Genomic DNA, 19,378 nt, shown 5'->3' on the forward strand with positions numbered 1-19,378 from the left:
CACGGGGGCGGGCTCAGGAGGTACTCCCCCGCTGACCCTGCTCCCCGGCGAGCGCGCCCGCCGCCTCGTGCATGGCCAGTTCGAGCAGCGAGGCGTCGGTGAGGGTGCCGAGTCCGTCGGGCGCCACCAGCCAGCGCGCCGCGCCGGTGGCGCGGCCCGGGTACGGGACGACGATCCAGGTGCCGGGTCCGGCGCCGCGGACCCCGGTGCCGAGCCAGCGGGCGGCGGTGCCGGGCGGGACGAAGAAGCCGATCCGGGCGTCGCCGAAGTCGGCGAGGACGGGTCCCGGCCGGTCGACGAGCCGGTTCAGGACGCCGAGGGTGGCGTGGCCGAGCTCGCCCGGCAGGATCAGTACGTCCCAGCGCCGGCCGGCGGGCAGCAGGGCGACCCCGTGCGGGTTGCGCTCCCACTCCCAGCGGCAGGCGTCGGGATCCGGTGCGACCGCGGCCAGCCACTCCACCGCGGCCTTGACGCCGGAGGCCCCCGTAGATGTCATCGTGCGAACTCCTCTCCGTGGGGACGCGCGGAGGTGCGCGTCCACACGGAGAGAGCGCGGGGGGTCCCCACTCTTACGCGGGTTTCCCCTCCACGAGGTGTGACCTACATCACACCCCATGGGGCGGGGTGTCAGCTGTCGAAGCCGAGGCCCAGCTTGTCCATCGTCTTCAGCCAGAGGTTCCGCCGGCCGCCGTTGGCGTCCGCGCGGGCCAGCGACCACTTGGTGATCCCGATGCCGGCCCAGGCGATCGGCTCCGGCGGGAAGGGCAGCGGCTTGGAGCGGACCATGTCCAGGGAGGTGCGCTCGGTGCGCTGCCCGGAGAGCAGGTCCAGCATCACGTCGGCGCCGAAGCGGGTGGCGCCGACGCCGAGGCCGGTGTAGCCCGCCGCGTACGCCACCTTCCCCTGGTGGGCGGTGCCGAAGAAGGCCGAGAAGCGCGAGCAGGTGTCGATCGCGCCGCCCCAGGCGTGGCTGAAGCGGAGCCCCTCCAGCTGCGGGAAGCAGGTGAAGAAGTGCTCGGCCAGCTTGAGGTAGGTCTCCGGGCGGTGGTCCATCTCCGCCTGCACCTTGCCGCCGAAGCGGTAGACGGCGTCGTAACCGCCCCACAGGATCCGGTTGTCGGCCGTGATCCGGAAGTAGTGGAACTGGTTGGCGGAGTCGCCGAGGCCCTGCCGGCCCTTCCAGCCGACCGCGGCGAGCTGCTCCTCGCTCAGCGGCTCGGTGACCAGCGCGTAGTCGTACACCGGGACGGTGTAGTGGCGCAGCCGCTTGACCAGCGACGGGAAGACGTTGGTGCCGAGGGCGACCCGGCGGGCGGCGACCCGGCCGTAGGGGGTGCGGACGGCCATGCCGGCGCCGGCCGAGACCAGGTCGAGGCCCGGGGTGTTCTCGAAGATGCGCACGCCGAGGTCGAGGCAGGCCCGCTTGAGGCCCCAGGCGAGCTTCGCCGGGTGGAGCATGGCGACGCCCTCGCGGTCCCAGAGGCCGCCCAGGAAGGTCGGCGAGTTCACCTCGCCGCGCATGGCGTCCCCGTCGAGGAGGGTGAGGCCCTCGGCGAGGCCGAGCCGGTCGGCCTCCTCGTACCACTCGTGGAGCTCGTCGACCTGGTAGGCCTCGGTGGCCACGTCGATCTCGCCGGTGCGCTCGAACTCGCAGTCCAGGGAGTAGCGGGCGACGGCCTCCTCGATGGCGTCGAGGTTGGCCGCGCCGAGCCGCTCCAGCTTCGGCAGCTCCCCCGGCCAGCGGGAGAGGCCGTTGCCGAAGCCGTGGGTGAGGGAGGCGGCGCAGAAGCCGCCGTTGCGGCCCGAGGCGGCCCAGCCCACCTCGTGGCCTTCGATCAGCACGACGTCCTGGGAGGGATCGCGCTCCTTGGCGAGGAGCGCGGTCCACAGTCCGCTGTATCCGCCGCCGATCACGAGGAGATCGCACTTCTCGGTACCGGTGAGGGCGGGCAGGGCGCCGGGCTTGCCGGGGTCTTCCAGCCAGAAGGGGACGGGCTGGGCGTCGGAGAGAGATTGTGCAGCGAGACGCATGGCGACTGGGGCCATGGTTTCCAACTCCTTCGGTGCCTGAGGGCTTCCTACGCTCAGGCTGTTGCTGTTTTCTTGCGCCGGTTCGTAATGATTTGCCCGGCCACGACGATCACTACCGCGAGGACGAACATCGCGGTACCGATCACGTTGATCTGAACGGGGGTTCCGCGCTGTGCCGAGCCCCAGACGAACATGGGGAAGGTCACGGTGGAGCCCGCGTTGAAGTTGGTGATGATGAAGTCGTCGAACGAGAGCGCGAAGGCGAGCAGCGCGCCGGCGGCGATGCCGGGCGCCGCGATCGGCAGGGTGACCCGCAGGAAGGTCTGCGCGGGCCCCGCGTAGAGGTCGCGCGCGGCCTCTTCCAGGCGCGGGTCCATGGACATGACCCGGGCCTTGACCGCCGTGACGACGAACGACAGGCAGAACATGATGTGGGCGATGAGGACCGTCCAGAAGCCCAGCTCGATCCCCATGTTGAGGAAGAGGGTGAGCAGCGAGGCGGCCATGACGACCTCGGGCATCGCCATCGGCAGGAAGATCAGCGAGTTGATCGCGCCGCGTGCCCGGAAGCGGTAGCGGACCAGCGCGAAGGCGATCATGGTGCCGAGGACGACGGCGCCGACGGTGGCCCAGGCGGCGAGCTGGAGCGAGAGCGTGAGCGACTCGCACATGTCGGCGACGCCGCAGGGGTCCTTCCAGGCGTCGAGGGAGAACTGCTGCCAGGAGTAGTTGAAGCGCCCGTTCGGCTTGTTGAACGAGAACACCATGACGACGACGTTCGGCAGGATCATGTACGCCAGCGTCAGCAGGCCGGCGATGACGACCAGGTTCTTGCGGATCCAGCTCATCAGACGAGGTCCTCCGTTCCCGCCTTGCGGATGTAGACGGTGACCATGAGGAGCACGATCGCCATGAGGATGAAGGACAGGGCGGCGGCCGTCGGGTAGTCGAGGACGCGGAGGAACTGCGACTGGATGACGTTGCCGATCATCTTGGTGTCGGTGGAGCCGAGGAGCTCGGCGTTGACGTAGTCGCCGCTCGCCGGGATGAAGGTGAGCAGGGTGCCGGAGACGACGCCGGGCATCGACAGCGGGAAGGTCACCTTGCGGAAGGTGGTCGCCGGGGAGGCGTAGAGGTCCTGCGCGGCCTCGTGCAGCCGGCCGTCGATCCGCTCCAGGGAGGTGTAGAGCGGCAGGATCATGAACGGCAGGAAGTTGTACGTGAGGCCGCAGACGACCGCCATCGGCGTGGCGAGCACCCGCTCGCCCTCGGTGAAGCCGAGCCAGCTGGTCACGTCGAGGACGTGCAGCGCGTTGAGCACGTCCACGACGAGGCTGTCGTCGGCGAGGATCGTCTTCCACGCCAGCGTCCGGATGAGGAAGCTGGTGAAGAAGGGCGCGATGACCAGGACGAGCAGCAGGTTGCGCCAGCGGCCGGCCTTGAAGGCGATGAGGTACGCGAGCGGGTAGCCGAGCAGCAGGCAGAGCGCGGTCGCGGTGCCCGCGTACAGCAGGGAGCGCAGCAGCTGCGGCCAGTACTCGGTGAAGGCGTCGACGTACGTCCGGAAGTGCCAGGTGACCTGGAAGCCCTCTTCGAGGGAGCCGGTCTGGACCGAGGTGGAGGCCTGGTAGACGAGCGGCAGGGCGAAGAAGACGAGCAGCCAGAGGATGCCGGGGAGCAGCAGCCAGTACGGGACGAGCCGCTTGCGGGTCGGAGGCTTGCGCAGAACCGGTTCCTCGACCGGTCCCGGGGCCTCCTTGGCGAGGGTGGTGGTCACGAGGCGTCCTCCACCGTCTCCACGCCCGCGTCGATGTCCTGCGTGGCGTCGAGGCCGAAGGTGTGGGCCGGGTTCCAGTGCAGGACGACCTCGGCGCCGGGGACGAGCCGGGTATCGCGCTCGATGTTCTGCTCGTACACCTGGAGCTCGGCACCGGCCGGCGAGTTCACCACGTACTGGGTGGAGACGCCGATGAAGGAGGAGTCGACGATCCGGCCGGTGACCCGGTTGCGGCCGTCGGCGATCGAGCCCGCGTCGTCGGCGTGCGCGAGCGAGATCTTCTCCGGGCGGACGCCGACGAGCAGCTTGCCGCCCTGGCGGACGGCGTCCGTACAGCGGTCGCCGGGGACCCTGAGCTTGCCGCCGCCGGCGGTGACGACGACGTCGGAGCCGGTCTCGACGACCTCGGCCTCGATGAGGTTGGAGGTGCCGAGGAAGTTGGCGACGAAGGTCGTCTTCGGGTTCTCGTACAGGTCGGCGGGGGCGCCGAGCTGCTCGACCCGGCCGCCGTTCATCACCGCGACCTGGTCGGCCATGGTCATGGCCTCCTCCTGGTCGTGGGTGACGTGCACGAAGGTGATGCCGACCTCGGTCTGGATCCGCTTGAGCTCCAGCTGCATCTGGCGGCGCAGCTTGAGGTCGAGGGCGCCGAGCGGCTCGTCGAGGAGGAGCACCTGCGGGTGGTTGATGAGGGCGCGGGCGACGGCGACGCGCTGCTGCTGGCCGCCGGAGAGCTGGTGCGGCTTGTGCTTCGCCTTGTCGCCGAGCTGGACGAGCTCCAGCATCTCGTCGACCTGCTTCTTCACCGATTTGATGCCGCGCCGGCGCAGACCGAAGGCGATGTTCTCGGAGATGTCCATGTGCGGGAAGAGCGCGTAGGACTGGAAGACGGTGTTGACCGGACGCTTGTAGGGCGGGAGGTCGGTGACGTCCTTGTCGCCGAGGAAGACCGTGCCGGTGGAGGGGTCCTCCAGGCCGGCGATCATGCGCAGGGTGGTGGTCTTGCCGCAGCCGGAGGCGCCGAGCAGGGCGAAGAAGGAGCCCTGGGGGACGGTGAGGTCGAGCGGGTGGACGGCGGTGAAGGAGCCGTAGGTCTTGCTGATCCCGGTGAGTCGGACGTCGCCGCCGGTGGTGTTCTCAGTCATGGGTTTGCGGTCCCGGATCTTCGTGGCTTCGTGGCCTGGTGACGGTGGACGACGGCTCAGGCGCCGATGAGCTTGGCGAACTTCTCCTCGTACGCCGTCTCCTCCTCGCCGGTCAGCGAGCGGAAGGCGCGCGACTTCTTCGCCATGGCCTTGTCCGGGAGGATCAGCGTGTTGGCGGCGAGCTCGGGATCGATCTTCGCCAGTTCGTCCTTGACCCCGTCGACGGGGCACACGTAGTTGATGTAGGCGGCGAGCTGGGCGGCCACCGGGAGCTCGTAGTAGTAGTCGATGAGCTTCTCGGCGTTGGCCTTGTGGCCGGCCTGGGTGGGGACCAGCAGGTTGTCCGTGGACGTGATGTACCCGGCGTTGGGGATGGCGTACTGGATGTCCGGGTTGTCCGCCTGGAGCTGGATGACGTCGCCGGCCCACGCGAGACAGGCGGCGAGGTCGCCCTTGTCCAGGTCGGAGGTGTAGTCGTTGCCGGTGAAGCGGCGGATCTGCTTCTTGTCGACGGCCTTCTGGAGGCGGCCGATGGCCGCGTCGTAGTCGGCGTCGGTGAAGGTGCCCGGGTCCTTGCCCATGTCGAGCAGGGTCATGCCGACGGTGTCGCGCATCTCGGTGAGGAAGCCGACCCGGCCCTTGAGCGCGGGGTCGTCGAGGAGCTGGCTGACCGAGTCGACCTTCTTCCCGCCGGTCGCCTTCACGTTGTAGGCGATGACGGTGGAGATGCCGGTCCAGGGGTACGAGTAGGAGCGGCCCGGGTCCCAGTCGGGGCGGCGGAACTGCGCGGAGAGGTTGGCGTACGCGTTGGGGAGGTTCGCCGGGTCGAGCTTCTGGGCCCAGCCCAGGCGGATGATGCGGGCGGCCAGCCAGTCGGTGACGCAGATCAGGTCGCGGCCGGTGTCCTGGCCGGCCGCGAGCTGCGGTTTGATCTTGCCGAAGAACTCGACGTTGTCGTTGATGTCCTCGGTGTACTTGACCTTGATCCCGGTGCGCTGGGTGAACGCCTCCAGGGTGGGGCGGGACTTCTCGTCCTCGCTGACGTCCATGTACTCGGTCCAGTTGGAGAAGCTGACGGTCTTCTCCTTGGCGGACCGGTCGGTGGACGCGGGGCCCTGTCCCTCCCGCTTGGCCGGCGGGATGCCGCAGGCCGTGAGGCCGGCGAGACCGCCGACCGTCAGCGCGCCCACGCCACCGGCCCGCAGCAGCGAGCGGCGGCTGAGGGCGCCACGGCCGCTCGTCATGCTGCGCCGGATCGCCGCGAGCTGGGCGGCGGAGAGGCGGTCGGGCTCGTACTGCTCCATGCGCTGTGCCCTTTCGGGATGGTTGCGCCGCTGGTCGGGCGGCTGTTGGCTATCGGTCCCCGAAGATCGTGCGGTGCCAGTCCTTGGCCGCCACCGCCGTGTTGTCGAACATCACGTGCTTGACCTGCGTGTACTCCTCGAAGGAGTAGGCCGACATGTCCTTTCCGTAGCCGGAGGCCTTGGAGCCGCCGTGCGGCATCTCGCTGATGATCGGGATGTGGTCGTTCACCCAGACGCAGCCGGCCTTGATCTCGCGGGTGGCCCGGTTCGCCCGGTAGACGTCACGGCTCCAGGCGGAGGCGGCGAGGCCGTACGGGGTGTCGTTGGCGAGCCGGATGCCCTCGTCGTCGGAGTCGAAGGGCAGGGCCACCAGGACGGGTCCGAAGATCTCCGACTGCACGACCTCGCTGTCCTGCGCGGCGCCGGTGATCAGGGTGGGCCGATAGTATGCGCCGTTCCCGAGCTCTCCACCAGGGGCTTCGCCTCCGGTGACGACGGTCGCGTAGCCGCGGGCCCGCTCGACGAAGCCGGCGATCCGGTCGCGGTGGACGTGGGAGACCAGCGGGCCGAGGTCGGTGGCCGGGTCGGCCGGGTCGCCGAGCCGGACCGTCTCCATGAGCTCCGCGACCCGGGCGACGAAGGCGTCGAAGAGGGGCCGCTGGACGTAGGCGCGGGTGGCGGCGGTGCAGTCCTGGCCGGTGTTGATGAGCGAGGCGGCGACGGCGCCGTGGGCGGCGGCCTCCAGGTCGGCGTCGTCGAAGACGACGAAGGGGGCCTTGCCGCCGAGCTCCAGGTGGAGCCGCTTCACGGTGGCGGTGGCGACCTCGGCGACCCGCTTGCCGACCGCGGTGGAGCCGGTGAAGGAGGTCATGACGACGTCGGGGTGGCCGACCAGGTGCTCGCCGGCCTCGCGCCCGCTGCCGGTGACGACGTTGATCACGCCGTCGGGGATGCCGGCGTCCTTGGCCGCCTGGGCGAACATCAGCGAGGTGAGCGGGGTCAGCTCGGCCGGCTTCAGGACGATGGTGTTGCCGGCGGCGATCGCCGGGAGGATCTTCCAGGCGGCCATCTGGAGGGGGTAGTTCCAGGGGGCGATGGAGCCGACCACGCCGATCGGCTCGCGCCGGACGTACGAGGTGTGGTTGCCGGAGTACTCGGCGGCGGACTGGCCCTGGAGGTGGCGGGCCGCGCCGGCGAAGAAGGCGGTGTTGTCGATCGTGCCGGGCACGTCGAACTCGGTGGTGAGCCGGATCGGCTTGCCGCACTGGAGGGACTCGGCCCGGGCGAAGTCCTCGGCCCGCTCGGCGAGGATCCCCGCCAGGCGGTGCAGGGCGTCGGAGCGCTCGCCGGGGGTGGCGCCCGCCCAGCCGGGGAAGGCCGCCTTGGCGGCGGCCACCGCCTCGTCGACGTCCGCGGTGGAGGCGAGTTCGTAGGTGTACACGCTCTCGCCGGTGGCCGGGTCGACGACGCTGTGCGTCCGTCCCGAGGTTCCGGCGCGGAGCTTTCCGCCGATGTACTGCGCGCCGTCCGCGAAGCGGTCCGTCACCTGGAAGCGGTTGCCCATGACGCTCTCCGTTGTCCCAGCTCGAATTGAGTGCCGATCCTGACAGAGGGATACGGCCCGAACAAGTGATTCCGTTGTTGCCTTTTGGTTACTCGACGGAATCGGTCGACCAAGTGTCGAGGTCGCGGGAAAATCTTCGTACGGTCTGTCGCTCGCGGATGCCAGACTCGCGTGCATGATGACCGTCGAAGCGCTGACACAGCAGGTCAGCAGGGGTGAGAAGGTGAAGTGGCTGCACTTCTGGGGCCACCGGCCGGCCCCGGACGGACGGCTCACGCAGAGCTGTCTGAGCCAGTGGTGGCCGTCGCCCTTCGAGGTCGACGGCGTGCGGTACGCGACGGCCGAGCACTGGATGATGGCCGGGAAGGCGCGCCTCTTCGGTGACGCAGAGGCGGAGCGGACGGCGCTCGCCGCCCGGACCCCGGCGGAGGCGAAGAACGCCGGCCGGCTGGTCCGCGGCTTCGACGAGACCGTGTGGGCGCGGGAGCGCGCCGCGATCGTGGTGGCCGGCAGCGTCCACAAGTTCGCCTCGGACGAGGGCCTGCGGGGCTTCCTGCTCGGGACCGGCTCCCGGGTGCTCGTGGAGGCGAGCCCGCTGGACCGGGTCTGGGGCATCGGCCTGGCCGCCGGTGACCCCGGCGCCCACGACCCGGCCCGCTGGCGCGGGCTCAACCTCCTGGGCTTCGCGCTGATGGAGGCCCGGGAGCGGCTCCGTACGTCCTGACCCCGCCGGTCAGCGGCGGTCGTCGACCACGAGGACCGCCGGGGTCGACTCCTGCACGTCGCCGTCCTCGTACTCGTCGACGCTGGTGACGGCCCAGACGATGAAGGCGATCAGCGCCGCGCCGAGGACCATGGAGACGATGCCGAGGACGATGCCCGCGGTGGCGGCGCCGCCGTTGGTCGCCTCGCCGCGGTGGGCGCGCTTGCGGCCGACGATGCCGAAGATCAGCGCGAGGATCCCGAGGATGATCGACGGGACGCCGTAGAACCAGAAGAGGCAGGTGCCGATGATGCCGAGCACCATGCCGGCCGTGCCCATGCCGTTGTACTGGCCGGGCATCGGCCCGTACGCCGCCGGGTGGACCGGCGGATAGCCGTACGCGGTCGGGCCGGGCGGCGGATAGCCGTAACCGGCCGGCGGGGCGGCCGGGTGGCCGTAGGCGGTCGGGGACGCCGGCGCGCCGTAGGCGGCCGGGCCGCCGGGGGCGACGGGCGGCGGCGGCAGCTCTCCGTCGGCCGGGCCGGTGGGTATCGAGGTGACCGTCAGCTGCTCGTGGACCGGGGTGCCGGCGGCCGGCCGCTTGCCGAGGTCCACCGGCCCGGCCGGTTCGGCCGGCCGCTCCGGCGGGGCCCACGGATCGGTGGTCTCCCGGTCCCCCGGGCGCGGCTCTGCGTTCTCGGACAATCTGGGCTCCCCTCGTGGTCCCGTCATGCTACGGCGTCACGGACGCCCGACCCCGACCGGCCTACGATGATCCGATGACCGACCTCCACCCCTTCATCGCGGGCCTTCCCAAGGCCGAGCTGCACGTCCACCACGTGGGCTCCGCCTCCCCGCGGATCGTCTCCGAGCTGGCCGCCCGGCACCCGGACTCCAAGGTCCCCACGGACCCGGAGGCGCTCGCCGACTACTTCACGTTCACCGACTTCGCGCACTTCATCGAGGTGTACCTCTCGGTCGTGGACCTGGTCCGCACCCCGGAGGACGTCCGGCTGCTGACCTTCGAGGTCGCCCGTGACATGGCCCGGCAGAACATCCGCTACGCCGAGCTGACCATCACCCCGTACTCCTCGACCCGCCGCGGCATCGACGAGCGCGCCTTCATGGCGGCGATCGAGGACGCCCGCAAGGCGGCGGAGGCCGAGTTCGGCACCGTGCTGCGCTGGTGCTTCGACATCCCCGGCGAGGCCGGCCTGGAGTCCGCCGCGGAGACCGCGCGGCTCGCCACCACCGACGGCATCCGTCCCGAGGGCCTGGTCTCCTTCGGTCTCGGCGGCCCGGAGATCGGGGTGCCGCGCCCGCAGTTCAAGCCGTACTTCGACCGGGCCAGGGCGGCCGGGCTCCACTCGGTGCCGCACGCCGGCGAGACCACCGGACCCGAGACCGTCTGGGACGCGATCCGCGACCTGGGCGCCGAGCGCATCGGCCACGGCACCAGCTCGGTCCGCGACCCGGAGCTGCTCGCGTACCTGGCGGAGCACCGGATCGCCCTGGAGGTCTGCCCGACCTCCAACATCGCGACCCGCGCGGTGGCCACCCTCGACGAGCACCCGATCCGGGCCATGGCCGACGCCGGGGTCCTCGTCACCGTCAACAGCGACGACCCGCCGATGTTCGGCAGCGACCTCAACAACGAGTACGCGGTCGCCGCCCGGCTCCTCGGCCTCGACGAGCGCGGTCTGGCCGCCCTGGCGAAGAACGCCGTGGAGGCGTCCTTCCTCGACGCGGACGGCAAGCGGCGGCTCGCCGCCGAGATCGACACGTACACCGAGGAGTGGCTGGCGCGCTGAGCCGCGGCGAAGAATGGCCCCATGCGATCCGTCACTGTCGTAGGCCACCGCGGCGACCCGTACCGCGCCCGTGAGAACACCCTCCCCTCGATCGGCTCCGCCTTCGAGCGGGGGGCGGACGCGGTCGAGGTCGACGTCCGCCTCACCAAGGACGGCGTGCCCGTCCTCCTCCACGACGACACCCTGAAACGGCTCTGGGGCCACGACCGCCCGCTCTCCTCGCTCACCCACGAGCAGCTGCGCGAGCTGACCTCCGGCGGGGTGCCGACGCTCCGCGAGGCGCTGCTCGCGGCCGGGACGCACCGGCTGATGCTCGACCTGCCCGGCGGGAACGAGGAGTCGGTGCGGCGGATCGTCGGCACGGTCCGCGAGGCGGGCGCGGGCGAGCGGGTCTACTACTGCGCCGGCGCGGTCGCGATGCTCCGGGTCCGCGCCGCCGACCCGCACGCGGAGATCGCCCTCACCTGGACCTCGCTCGCCCCGCCGCGCCCGGTGCTGCTCGACCGGGTCCGCCCGAAGTGGCTCAACTACCGCTGGGGCCTGGTCGGTCGGGAACTGGCCGAACGGGTGCACCGGGACGGCCTGCTGGTGTCGACCTGGACGCCGGACACCCGCAGGAGCATGCGTAGGCTGATCGCGAACGGGGTCGACTCGATCACCACGAACCGGGTCGACGTCCTCGCCGCCGTCCTGCGAAAGGCTCCCTGATGAACGACCGGATCCGGACCGACATCGCCCACAACGCCCGGGTGTGGAACTACTGGCTGGGCGGCAAGGACAACTACCCGGTGGACCGCGCCGTCGGCGACCAGGTCACCGGCTTCCACCCGGGCATCGGCGAAGTCGCCCGCGCCGACCGGGCGTTCCTCGGCCGGGTGGTGACCCGGCTGGCCGGGGAGGGGACGCGCCAGTTCCTCGACATCGGGACCGGGCTGCCGACCGCCGACAACACCCACGAGGTGGCGCAGCGGGTCGCGCCGGACGCCAGGATCGTCTACGTCGACAACGACCCGATCGTCCTCACCCACGCCCGCGCCCTGCTGACCAGCTCCCCCGAGGGCGTCACCGAGTACGTCGACGCGGACGCCCACGACCCGGAGAAGATCCTGGCGGCGGCCGGCGAGGTGCTCGACCTGGAGCGCCCGGTGGCGGTCCTGATGCTCGGCATCCTCAACTTCGTCCTGGACACCGGCGAGGCCCGCGAGATCGTCCGCACCCTGATGGCGGCCGTGCCGTCCGGCAGCCACCTCGTCCTCACCCACCCGACCCTCGAACCGGAGCTGGGCGGCGAGGGCAACAAGGCGGCGATGGCCTTCTGGAACGAGAACGCCACCCCGCCCATCACCGCCCGCACCCGCGAGGAGTTCACGTCCTTCTTCGACGGCCTGGACCTCCTCGCGCCGGGCATCGTCTCCTGCTCCCGCTGGGGCGCGCCGGACGCCGCCGCGGTGGCCCAGTTCGGCGCGGTGGGCCGCAAGCCGTGATCAGGCCGAGGCCGTGCGGACCGCCGTCGGAGTGACGCCCTGGGCGGCCTCCAGCCGCTTGATGAGCCGGCGGACGTGGAGCAGCGGCAGGATGCCGAAGACGCCGAAGGACATGTCGATCACCGACCACCAGAAGGGGATGTCGCGGATCGGTCCGCAGATCAGGGCGAGGGGGATGATGCCGACGCAGGCGATCATGCCGAACTCGACGACCCAGATGTTGCGGACCGGGTCGCGGTAGGGCCCGTAGAAGGCGACGGCGATGACGAGGTGGGCGAAGGCGAGCCAGTCGGTGCCGTAGAGGAGGTACGGGGCGTCGGCTCCGGCCGCCTCGACGCCGCCGGCCACCTTGTGGATCCATTCGGCGAGCCCGGGCAGGGCCTCGGCGACGGGCGCGGCCCAGCCGGTCAACGAGGAGTCGAGCCAGCGGAGTTCGGTGACGAGCGGGAAGGCGGTGGCCCCGCTCAGGACGAGGCAGACGACGAAGAGGATCAGCCAGGCGCGAATGCGCGCGAGAAGGGCTCTCGGCCCGTTCGAGTCGCTCATGGGGGTAGCGTACGCCCCCACTTGAACATGTTCAGATTCGGGGGCGAGGCGCGGTCGTCGCGGTCATGACCTGATCGACTCACAGGCCGACGATCCCGTTCCAGCGCTTGGCCATGGCCTTGCGTTCGGCGGAGGTGATGTCGCGGGCGGTGGCGAGGCGGGCGCGCATCTCCTTGTCCGGGAAGACGAGCGGGTCCTCGGCGAGGGCGGCCAGTTCCTCGTCTCCGGAGTCGGCGAGGACGGTCCGGGCGGCCGGGACGGGGCAGACGTAGTTGACCCAGGCGGCCAGCTCGGCGGCGACCTCGGGCTCGTAGTAGTAGTCCACCAGCTTCTCGGCGTTGGTCTTGTGGCGCGCGAGGTTGGGGATCAGGAGCGACTCGGCCCACAGTTCGCCGCCCTCCTCGGGGACGACGAACTCGATGTCGGGGTCGTCGGCCTGGAGCTGGATGACGTCGCCGGAGTACGCCTGGCAGGCCAGGACGTCGCCGGCGGCCAGGTCCTTGATGTAGTCGTTGCCGGTGAAGCGGCGGATGTGCTTCGTGCGGACCAGGCCCTCGATCCGGTCGCAGACGGCGTGGAAGTCGTCCTGGGTCCAGCGGGTGACGTCCGCGCCGTCGCCCTGCATGAGCAGCGGGATCGCCTCGTCCAGGCCGGAGAGGAGGGTGACCTTGCCGCGCAGGTCGGCGTCCCAGAGCTGGCGGGTGGAGCGCAGTTCTCGGCCGAGCCTGCGGCGGTTGTAGGCGATGCCGGTGATGCCGGACTGCCAGGGCACGGAGTGGAGCCGGCCGGGGTCGAAGGCGGGGCGGAGGAGCTGGGGGTCGAGGTGGCCGGCGACGTTCGTCTGGGCGGCGCGGTCCATCTTCTGGACCCAGCCGAGGCGGACGAAGCGGGCCGCCATCCAGTCGCTGACGACGACGAGGTCGCGGTCGACGGGCTGCCCGTTCATCAGGGCCGGGCCGATCTTCCCGAAGAACTCGTCGTTGTCGTTGATCTCCTCCGTGTAGTGGACGGAGATCCCGGTCCGCTCCCGGAAGGCGTCGAGACTGGGCCGCTTGCGCGGATCGTCGTCGTCGGTGTCGATGTAGAGCGGCCAGTTGGCGAAGGTGAGGCTCCGCTCGCGGCCCGACAGGTCCCGTGCGGCGCGCCGGCCCTCGGGGACGTACGCGGGCTTCACGCCGCACGCGGCGAGGAGGCCGCCGGCTCCGGCGGCGCCGAGGCCCGTCAGGACGGACCGGCGGGTCATGGGTTTCCTGGCTGTCGCTCTCACCCGCCGAGCATCCCGCCGGGCTCCGAGCCGTCGCAATGGACGGTCCGTCGAGCGGCACGGCACGGCCCCGACACCTTGTCGATCATCGGATCGACCGGTGCCGGGGCCGTACGCGGTACTACCGGGCGGTTCAGCCCAGCGAGGTCATCACGTGCTTGATGCGCGTGTAGTCCTCGAAGCCGTACGCGGAGAGGTCCTTGCCGTAGCCGGACTTCTTGAAGCCGCCGTGCGGCATCTCGGCGACCAGCGGGATGTGGGTGTTGATCCACACACAGCCGAAGTCGAGCGAGCGGGACATGCGCATGGCGCGCTGGTGGTCCTTGGTCCAGACGGAGGAGGCCAGGGCGAACTCGACGCCGTTGGCGAACTCCAGGGCCTGCGCCTCGTCCGTGAAGGACTGGACGGTGATGACCGGGCCGAAGACCTCGTTCTGGATGATCTCGTCGTCCTGCCGGAGGCCGGAGACGACGGTCGGGGCGTAGAAGTAGCCCTTGTCGCCGACGCGGTGGCCGCCGGCCTCGACCTTGGCGTGGGCCGGGAGGCGGTCGATGAAGCCGGCGACCTGCTTCAGCTGGTTGGCGTTGTTGAGCGGGCCGTAGAGCACGTCCTCGTCGTCCGGCTGACCGGTCTTCGTCTCGGCGGCGGCCTTGGCGAGGGCGGCGACGAACTCGTCGTGGATGGACTCGTGGACGAGCACGCGGGTGGCGGCGGTGCAGTCCTGGCCGGCGTTGAAGAAGCCGGCGACGGAGATGTCCTCGACGGCCTTCTCGATGTCGGTGTCCTCGAAGACGACGACCGGGGCCTTGCCGCCCAGCTCCAGGTGGACGCGCTTGACGTCCTTGGACGCCGACTCGGCGACCTGCATGCCGGCCCGGACGGAGCCGGTGATGGAGGCCATCGCCGGGGTCGGGTGCTCGACCATCGCGCGGCCGGTCTCGCGGTCGCCGCAGATGACGTTGAAGACGCCCTTGGGGACGATCGAACCGATGATCTCGGCGATCAGGACCGTGGACGCGGGGGTGGTGTCCGAGGGCTTGAGGACGACCGTGTTGCCCGCGGCGAGGGCCGGGGCGAACTTCCACACGGCCATCATCATCGGGTAGTTCCACGGCGCGACCTGCGCGCAGACGCCGACCGGCTCGCGGCGGATGATCGAGGTCATGCCCTCCATGTACTCGCCGGCCGAGCGGCCTTCGAGGAGTCGGGCGGCACCCGCGAAGAAGCGGATCTGGTCCACCATCGGCGGGACCTCCTCGCTCGCGACGAGGGCGGTCGGCTTGCCGGTGTTCAGGACCTCGGCGGCGATGAGCTCCTCGGCGCGCTCCTCGAACGCGTCCGCGATCTTGAGGAGCACCTTCTGGCGCTCGGACGGCGTGGTGTCGCGCCAGGCGGGGAAGGCGGCCGCGGCGGCCTCCATGGCGGCGTCGACGTCGGCCTGGCCGGAGAGCGGGGAGGTCGCGTACACCTCGCCGGTGGCCGGGTTGATCACCTCGATGGTGCGGCCGTCGGCCGCGTCGCGGAACTCCCCGTCGATGTAGTTGCGCAGCCGGCGCAGCTCGGTGGTCACTTGCCACCCCTCCTGTCACGTTTGTTCCGCACGGCCTTGTGCGGGCGTCCCGATGGGTGAGACACCTCAGCCTACTGGTTCGGCTGACGCTTTCAACAGCCCCGAGCCCCCTCGACTTCGGATTCAGTGACTTCGAGGGCCCTTCGCAACGAATTTCATCGCTTCGGGGTTGCGCGACTGCGCATCTCGGTGCACAGTGAAGGCGTGGCCAGTCGAAGCACAGACTCCAGAACCGGAACCGGTTCGTCCCCTACGGTCGATGCCGTCTCCCTGGCGATCATCGAGCAGCTCCAGGAGGACGGCCGCCGCCCCTACGCCGCCATCGGCAAGGCCGTCGGCCTCTCCGAAGCGGCCGTGCGGCAGCGCGTCCAGAAGCTCCTCGACCAGGGCGTCATGCAGATCGTCGCCGTCACCGACCCGCTCACCGTGGGCCTCCGGCGCCAGGCGATGGTCGGCATCCACGTCGAGGGCGACCTGGATCCGGTAGCGGAGGCGCTGACCGACATGCCCGAGTGCGAGTACGTGGTGATGACCGCGGGCTCGTTCGACCTGATGGTGGAGATCGTCTGCGAGGACGACGACCACCTTCTGGACGTGATCAACAAAAGGATCCGCACGCTCCCCGGCGTGCGCTCCACCGAGAGCTTCGTTTACCTGAAGCTCAAGAAGCAGACCTATATGTGGGGAACCCGATAACCGTGACCCAGTCCCGCAGCGACCTGAGCAAGTCCGCCTACGACCACCTGTGGATGCACTTCACCCGCATGTCGTCGTACGAGAACAGCCCCGTCCCCACCATCGTCCGAGGTGAGGGCACCTACATCTTCGACGACAAGGGCAAGCGCTACCTCGACGGTCTCGCGGGCCTCTTCGTGGTCAACGCCGGTCACGGCCGCCAGGAGCTGGCCGAGGTCGCATACAAGCAGGCCCAGGAGCTCGCCTTCTTCCCGGTGTGGTCGTACGCCCACCCCAAGGCCGTCGAGCTCGCCGAGCGCCTCGCCGACTACGCCCCGGGCGACCTCAACAAGGTCTTCTTCACCACCGGTGGCGGCGAGGCCGTCGAGACCGCGTGGAAGCTCGCCAAGCAGTACTTCAAGCTCCAGGGCAAGCACACCAAGTACAAGGTCATCTCGCGTGCGGTCGCCTACCACGGCACCCCGCAGGGCGCCCTGTCGATCACCGGCCTGCCGGCCCTGAAGGCCCCCTTCGAGCCGCTGGTCCCCGGCGCGCACAAGGTGCCGAACACCAACATCTACCGCGCCCCGATCCACGGCGACGACCCCGAGGCCTTCGGCCGCTGGGCCGCCGACCAGATCGAGCAGCAGATCCTCTTCGAGGGCCCCGACACCGTCGCGGCCGTCTTCCTGGAGCCGGTACAGAACGCCGGCGGCTGCTTCCCGCCGCCGCCCGGCTACTTCCAGCGCGTCCGCGAGATCTGCGACCAGTACGACGTGCTGCTCGTCTCCGACGAGACGATCTGCGCCTTCGGCCGCCTCGGCACGATGTTCGCCTGTGACAAGTTCGGCTACGTGCCGGACATGATCACCTGCGCCAAGGGCATGACCTCGGGCTACTCCCCGATCGGCGCCTGCATCGTCTCGGACCGCATCGCCGAGCCGTTCTACAAGGGCGACAACACCTTCCTGCACGGCTACACCTTCGGTGGCCACCCGGTGTCCTCGGCGGTCGCCATCGCCAACCTCGACATCTTCGACAAGGAAGGCCTCAACCAGCACGTGCTGGACAACGAGGGCGCCTTCTACTCGACGCTGTCGAAGCTGCACGACCTCCCGATCGTCGGCGACGTCCGCGGCAACGGGTACTTCTACGGCATCGAGCTCGTCAAGGACAAGGCCACCAAGGAGTCCTTCAACGACGAGGAGGTGGAGCGCGTCCTGTACGGCTTCCTCTCCAAGGCGCTGTACGACGCCGGCCTGTACTGCCGCGCCGACGACCGCGGCGACCCGGTCATCCAGCTGGCCCCGCCGCTCATCGCCGACCAGGGCACCTTCGACGAGATCGAGGGCATCCTGCGGAGCGTGCTCACCGAGGCGTGGACCAAGCTGTAGGCCCCCTGCGCCACGCCGCCCTCACGGCGTGACCTCCCGGCCCGGGCATGCCGCCATCCGAGTGGATGGCGGCGGCCCGGGCCGCGTGCTGTCCGTACAAACGGATCCGAATACTTACGGTGCCCAGTGACCGACAGGCCCGGTCCTCGTTCCCCCGGACGGGGGAACGGCAAGAATCGGATCCGACATCGAGGTGTACGCGATGGCCCCACCGGACAACGACGTGCTCTGGGCGCGTTCCCTGCACTGCTCCCTGGGCGGCACGGAGGCCCTCAGCGGCGTCTCCGTCGGCGTCCGCGAGGGCGAGATCCTCGCCGTGACCGGCCCCCGCGGCAGCGGCAAGACCACCCTCCTGCGCTGCCTCTCCGGCGAGCTCGCCGCCCAGAAGGGCGAGGTCTGGTTCAACAGCTCCCCCGTCCACACCCTCCCCCCGGCCGGCCGCGAACGGCTCCGCCGCGAACGCTTCGGCTGGATCGGCCCCGACGACGGCCTCGTCCCCGAACTCACCGCCTGGGAGAACACCGCCCTGCCGCTGCTGCTGCGCGGGGTCCCCCACCGGGCCGCCCGGACCGCCGCCTGCGAATGGCTCGACCGCCTCGACGCCGGCGCCTGCGCCCGCGTCCGCCCGCACGCGCTCACCCGCTCCCAGCGCCAGCGCACCGCCATCGCCCGCGCGCTCGCCGCCGCCCCCTCGGTCCTCTTCGCCGACGAACCCACCGCCGCCCTGCACCGGGCCGACGGCGCGCAGGTGCTCCGCACCCTCACCGCCGCCGCCCGCTCGCACGGCATCACCGTGCTCCTCGCCACCCACGACCCGGAGGTCGCGGCGCTCGCCGACCGCACGGTCACCCTCCTCGACGGACGCCGGGCCGGCAGCGTGCCGCCCGCCACGGGGGCGGAGGGCGTCGCCGCGTGCTCGCTCTCCGTCTAGTCCGCGGCTCCCACCCGCTGGTCCAGCTGCGGCGGCTCCTCGTCGCCGCGGCCGCCGCGGGCGTGGGCTTCCTGCTGCTCTGCACCCTCGGCTACGCCGTCGGCCACCCCGAACACTCCGCCGCCTCCGCGCTCCGGCTGCTCTGGTGCGCGCTGCCGATCGCCGCCACCGTCCAGTTCGCCGTCGCCGTCGCCCGCACCGACCCCGCCACCCGGCCCCGCCCCGGACTCTCCTCCATCGGTCTCGGCCCGGCCCGGCTCACCGCCATCGCCGCCACCTCGACCGCCGTCGCCTGCACCCTCGGCTCGATGGTCGCCCTCCTCGTCTACCTCCACCTGCGCGGCGACATCACCGGCCTCCCCTTCGACGGCGCCGCGGCCGGACTGCTCGCCGCCGACCAGCCGCTGCCGCTGGCCGCCGCCCTCACCCTGCTCGCGATCGTCCCGGTCGCCGGCGCCGTCGCCGCCGGCCTCGCCCTGCGCCCCCGCACCGGTACCCCCGCACCGGAGGGCGCCGCCCGGCCGGTGCCGAACGGCCTGCCGTGGGGCGTCGCGCTCGTCGCCGTCGGCCTCGCCGTGGAGACGTACGCGGGCCGCGGCGGCGACAGCGGCGTCGCCCTGCCCGGCCGCTTCGACGGCTCCCCCACCGGTGTCCTCGCCGGCTGGATCCTCACCGCCGCCGGGCTCGCGCTCGCCGGGCCCGGCCTCACCCACCTGTGCGGCCGGCTCCTGCAGACCGCCCGCCCCGGAGCCGTACGCCTCCTCGCCGGACGGGTCCTCATGGACGAGGCCACCCGCATCGGCCGCCCCCTCGGCGTGGTCTGCGCGGTCCTCTCCGGCACCCTCGCCGCCGCCACCGTGTACGCCGCCGGGGACGGCGGCACCGCCTTCGGACCGCTCACCGGACTCGGCGCCGGCGTCGTCCTGGCCTGCACCACGGCGACCCTGCTCTCCGCCGCCCTGGAGTCCCGCCAGTGCCGCGCCCACACCGCCGAGGCGCTCGCCCGGCTCGGCGCCCCGCCGACCGTGCTGCGCACCGCCGCCCTGCTGCGCGCCGGCGCCCTGCTCGCCCTCTTCCTCCCGCTGACCTGGCTCGTCGGCGAACTCGCCGCCCTGCCCCTGACGGCCTGACGGCCCGGAGAAAACCAGCGGGCCCCGTCGCCATGGGCCGCCTATCGTG

General features: G+C 71.1%; 19 protein-coding genes. 8 read left to right on the top strand and 11 right to left on the bottom strand.

Translation table 11 applies throughout. The annotated features are described in order from the left end of the window. Positions 1-13 precede the first annotated feature (13 nt). The 7 genes from ABZ621_RS07435 to ABZ621_RS07465 form a co-directional block, all read right to left on the bottom strand. Positions 14-496, bottom strand: coding sequence for a hypothetical protein (locus ABZ621_RS07435; RefSeq protein ID WP_360601668.1), 483 nt, complete (start codon positions 494-496; stop codon positions 14-16). Positions 497-627: 131 nt separating this feature from the next. After that, positions 628-2,046 (bottom strand): FAD-binding oxidoreductase, encoded by a 1,419-nt coding sequence (locus ABZ621_RS07440; protein WP_360601670.1) that lies wholly within the window; start codon positions 2,044-2,046, stop codon positions 628-630. A 38-nt stretch (positions 2,047-2,084) separates the two neighbouring features. Then, on the bottom strand, positions 2,085-2,879 hold the full coding sequence (locus ABZ621_RS07445) for an ABC transporter permease (protein ID WP_360601672.1): 795 nt from the start codon (positions 2,877-2,879) through the stop codon (positions 2,085-2,087). Then, positions 2,879-3,808, bottom strand: a complete 930-nt coding sequence (locus ABZ621_RS07450) for an ABC transporter permease (protein WP_360601674.1) — start codon at positions 3,806-3,808, stop codon at positions 2,879-2,881. The genes ABZ621_RS07445 and ABZ621_RS07450 overlap by 1 nt, the downstream gene beginning before the upstream one ends. Further along, complete coding sequence (locus tag ABZ621_RS07455) at positions 3,805-4,953, bottom strand: ABC transporter ATP-binding protein (protein WP_360601676.1); 1,149 nt, start codon at positions 4,951-4,953, stop codon at positions 3,805-3,807. The genes ABZ621_RS07450 and ABZ621_RS07455 overlap by 4 nt, the downstream gene beginning before the upstream one ends. Before the next feature lie 56 nt (positions 4,954-5,009). Next, on the bottom strand, positions 5,010-6,257 hold the full coding sequence (locus ABZ621_RS07460) for a spermidine/putrescine ABC transporter substrate-binding protein (RefSeq protein ID WP_360601678.1): 1,248 nt from the start codon (positions 6,255-6,257) through the stop codon (positions 5,010-5,012). 49 nt (positions 6,258-6,306) lie between these two features. Continuing rightward, positions 6,307-7,821 (bottom strand): gamma-aminobutyraldehyde dehydrogenase, encoded by a 1,515-nt coding sequence (locus ABZ621_RS07465; RefSeq protein WP_360601680.1) that lies wholly within the window; start codon positions 7,819-7,821, stop codon positions 6,307-6,309. Between the two features lie 175 nt (positions 7,822-7,996). Here ABZ621_RS07465 and ABZ621_RS07470 point away from each other — a divergent pair, with 175 nt between their 5' ends. After that, the gene (locus ABZ621_RS07470; protein ID WP_360601682.1) at positions 7,997-8,545 is read left to right on the top strand and encodes an NADAR family protein; all 549 of its coding nucleotides are present in this window, start codon (positions 7,997-7,999) and stop codon (positions 8,543-8,545) included. A 9-nt stretch (positions 8,546-8,554) separates the two neighbouring features. Here ABZ621_RS07470 and ABZ621_RS07475 read toward each other — a convergent pair whose 3' ends face one another. After that, positions 8,555-9,229 carry a DUF4190 domain-containing protein gene (locus ABZ621_RS07475; protein ID WP_360601684.1) on the bottom strand — a complete coding sequence of 225 codons (675 nt, stop codon included), beginning with the start codon at positions 9,227-9,229 and terminating at the stop codon, positions 8,555-8,557. 74 nt (positions 9,230-9,303) lie between these two features. Here ABZ621_RS07475 and ABZ621_RS07480 point away from each other — a divergent pair, with 74 nt between their 5' ends. From ABZ621_RS07480 to ABZ621_RS07490, 3 genes are read left to right on the top strand one after another with little or no spacing between them, the layout of a single operon-like run. Beyond that, positions 9,304-10,335, top strand: coding sequence for an adenosine deaminase (locus ABZ621_RS07480; RefSeq protein WP_360601686.1), 1,032 nt, complete (start codon positions 9,304-9,306; stop codon positions 10,333-10,335). Between the two features lie 21 nt (positions 10,336-10,356). After that, positions 10,357-11,043: a glycerophosphodiester phosphodiesterase gene (locus ABZ621_RS07485; protein ID WP_360601688.1), complete on the top strand. Its 687-nt coding sequence runs from the start codon at positions 10,357-10,359 to the stop codon at positions 11,041-11,043. Beyond that, a complete protein-coding gene (locus ABZ621_RS07490) occupies positions 11,043-11,819 on the top strand; it encodes an SAM-dependent methyltransferase (RefSeq protein ID WP_360601690.1) in 777 nt (258 codons plus the stop codon). Before ABZ621_RS07485 ends, ABZ621_RS07490 begins: the two co-directional genes overlap by 1 nt. Here ABZ621_RS07490 and ABZ621_RS07495 read toward each other — a convergent pair whose 3' ends face one another. The 3 genes from ABZ621_RS07495 to ABZ621_RS07505 form a co-directional block, all read right to left on the bottom strand. After that, a complete protein-coding gene (locus ABZ621_RS07495; protein ID WP_360601692.1) occupies positions 11,820-12,365 on the bottom strand; it encodes a hypothetical protein in 546 nt (181 codons plus the stop codon). It abuts the gene before it with no gap. Positions 12,366-12,444: 79 nt separating this feature from the next. Beyond that, on the bottom strand, positions 12,445-13,608 hold the full coding sequence (locus tag ABZ621_RS07500; protein ID WP_360601694.1) for a spermidine/putrescine ABC transporter substrate-binding protein: 1,164 nt from the start codon (positions 13,606-13,608) through the stop codon (positions 12,445-12,447). A 154-nt stretch (positions 13,609-13,762) separates the two neighbouring features. Continuing rightward, the gene (locus ABZ621_RS07505) at positions 13,763-15,199 is read right to left on the bottom strand and encodes a gamma-aminobutyraldehyde dehydrogenase (RefSeq protein ID WP_360601696.1); all 1,437 of its coding nucleotides are present in this window, start codon (positions 15,197-15,199) and stop codon (positions 13,763-13,765) included. Between the two features lie 204 nt (positions 15,200-15,403). Here ABZ621_RS07505 and ABZ621_RS07510 point away from each other — a divergent pair, with 204 nt between their 5' ends. The 4 genes from ABZ621_RS07510 (at position 15,404) to ABZ621_RS07525 (ending at position 19,329) form a co-directional block, all read left to right on the top strand. Further along, positions 15,404-15,895, top strand: a complete 492-nt coding sequence (locus tag ABZ621_RS07510) for an Lrp/AsnC family transcriptional regulator (RefSeq protein WP_229851417.1) — start codon at positions 15,404-15,406, stop codon at positions 15,893-15,895. Beyond that, positions 15,880-17,268, top strand: coding sequence for an aspartate aminotransferase family protein (locus ABZ621_RS07515; protein ID WP_360601699.1), 1,389 nt, complete (start codon positions 15,880-15,882; stop codon positions 17,266-17,268). The genes ABZ621_RS07510 and ABZ621_RS07515 overlap by 16 nt, the downstream gene beginning before the upstream one ends. Before the next feature lie 202 nt (positions 17,269-17,470). Beyond that, positions 17,471-18,199, top strand: a complete 729-nt coding sequence (locus ABZ621_RS07520) for an ATP-binding cassette domain-containing protein (protein ID WP_360601701.1) — start codon at positions 17,471-17,473, stop codon at positions 18,197-18,199. After that, the gene (locus tag ABZ621_RS07525; RefSeq protein WP_360601703.1) at positions 18,181-19,329 is read left to right on the top strand and encodes a hypothetical protein; all 1,149 of its coding nucleotides are present in this window, start codon (positions 18,181-18,183) and stop codon (positions 19,327-19,329) included. The genes ABZ621_RS07520 and ABZ621_RS07525 overlap by 19 nt, the downstream gene beginning before the upstream one ends. The last annotated feature ends 49 nt before the right edge of the window (positions 19,330-19,378 follow it).

This window comes from Streptomyces sp. NPDC007863 (assembly GCF_040633895.1).
Classification (GTDB): Bacteria; Actinomycetota; Actinomycetes; order Streptomycetales; family Streptomycetaceae; genus Streptomyces.

Coding starts and splice junctions, on each gene's coding strand:
- ABZ621_RS07445 (WP_360601672.1), bottom strand. CDS start 2,879: ATGAGCTGGATCCGCAAGAACCTGGTCGTCATCGCCGGCCTGCTGACG.
- ABZ621_RS07470 (WP_360601682.1), top strand. CDS start 7,997: ATGATGACCGTCGAAGCGCTGACACAGCAGGTCAGCAGGGGTGAGAAG.
- ABZ621_RS07495 (WP_360601692.1), bottom strand. CDS start 12,365: ATGAGCGACTCGAACGGGCCGAGAGCCCTTCTCGCGCGCATTCGCGCC.
- ABZ621_RS07490 (WP_360601690.1), top strand. CDS start 11,043: ATGAACGACCGGATCCGGACCGACATCGCCCACAACGCCCGGGTGTGG.
- ABZ621_RS07520 (WP_360601701.1), top strand. CDS start 17,471: ATGGCCCCACCGGACAACGACGTGCTCTGGGCGCGTTCCCTGCACTGC.
- ABZ621_RS07440 (WP_360601670.1), bottom strand. CDS start 2,046: ATGGCCCCAGTCGCCATGCGTCTCGCTGCACAATCTCTCTCCGACGCC.
- ABZ621_RS07455 (WP_360601676.1), bottom strand. CDS start 4,953: ATGACTGAGAACACCACCGGCGGCGACGTCCGACTCACCGGGATCAGC.
- ABZ621_RS07435 (WP_360601668.1), bottom strand. CDS start 496: ATGACATCTACGGGGGCCTCCGGCGTCAAGGCCGCGGTGGAGTGGCTG.
- ABZ621_RS07465 (WP_360601680.1), bottom strand. CDS start 7,821: ATGGGCAACCGCTTCCAGGTGACGGACCGCTTCGCGGACGGCGCGCAG.
- ABZ621_RS07485 (WP_360601688.1), top strand. CDS start 10,357: ATGCGATCCGTCACTGTCGTAGGCCACCGCGGCGACCCGTACCGCGCC.
- ABZ621_RS07460 (WP_360601678.1), bottom strand. CDS start 6,257: ATGGAGCAGTACGAGCCCGACCGCCTCTCCGCCGCCCAGCTCGCGGCG.
- ABZ621_RS07500 (WP_360601694.1), bottom strand. CDS start 13,608: ATGACCCGCCGGTCCGTCCTGACGGGCCTCGGCGCCGCCGGAGCCGGC.
- ABZ621_RS07480 (WP_360601686.1), top strand. CDS start 9,304: ATGACCGACCTCCACCCCTTCATCGCGGGCCTTCCCAAGGCCGAGCTG.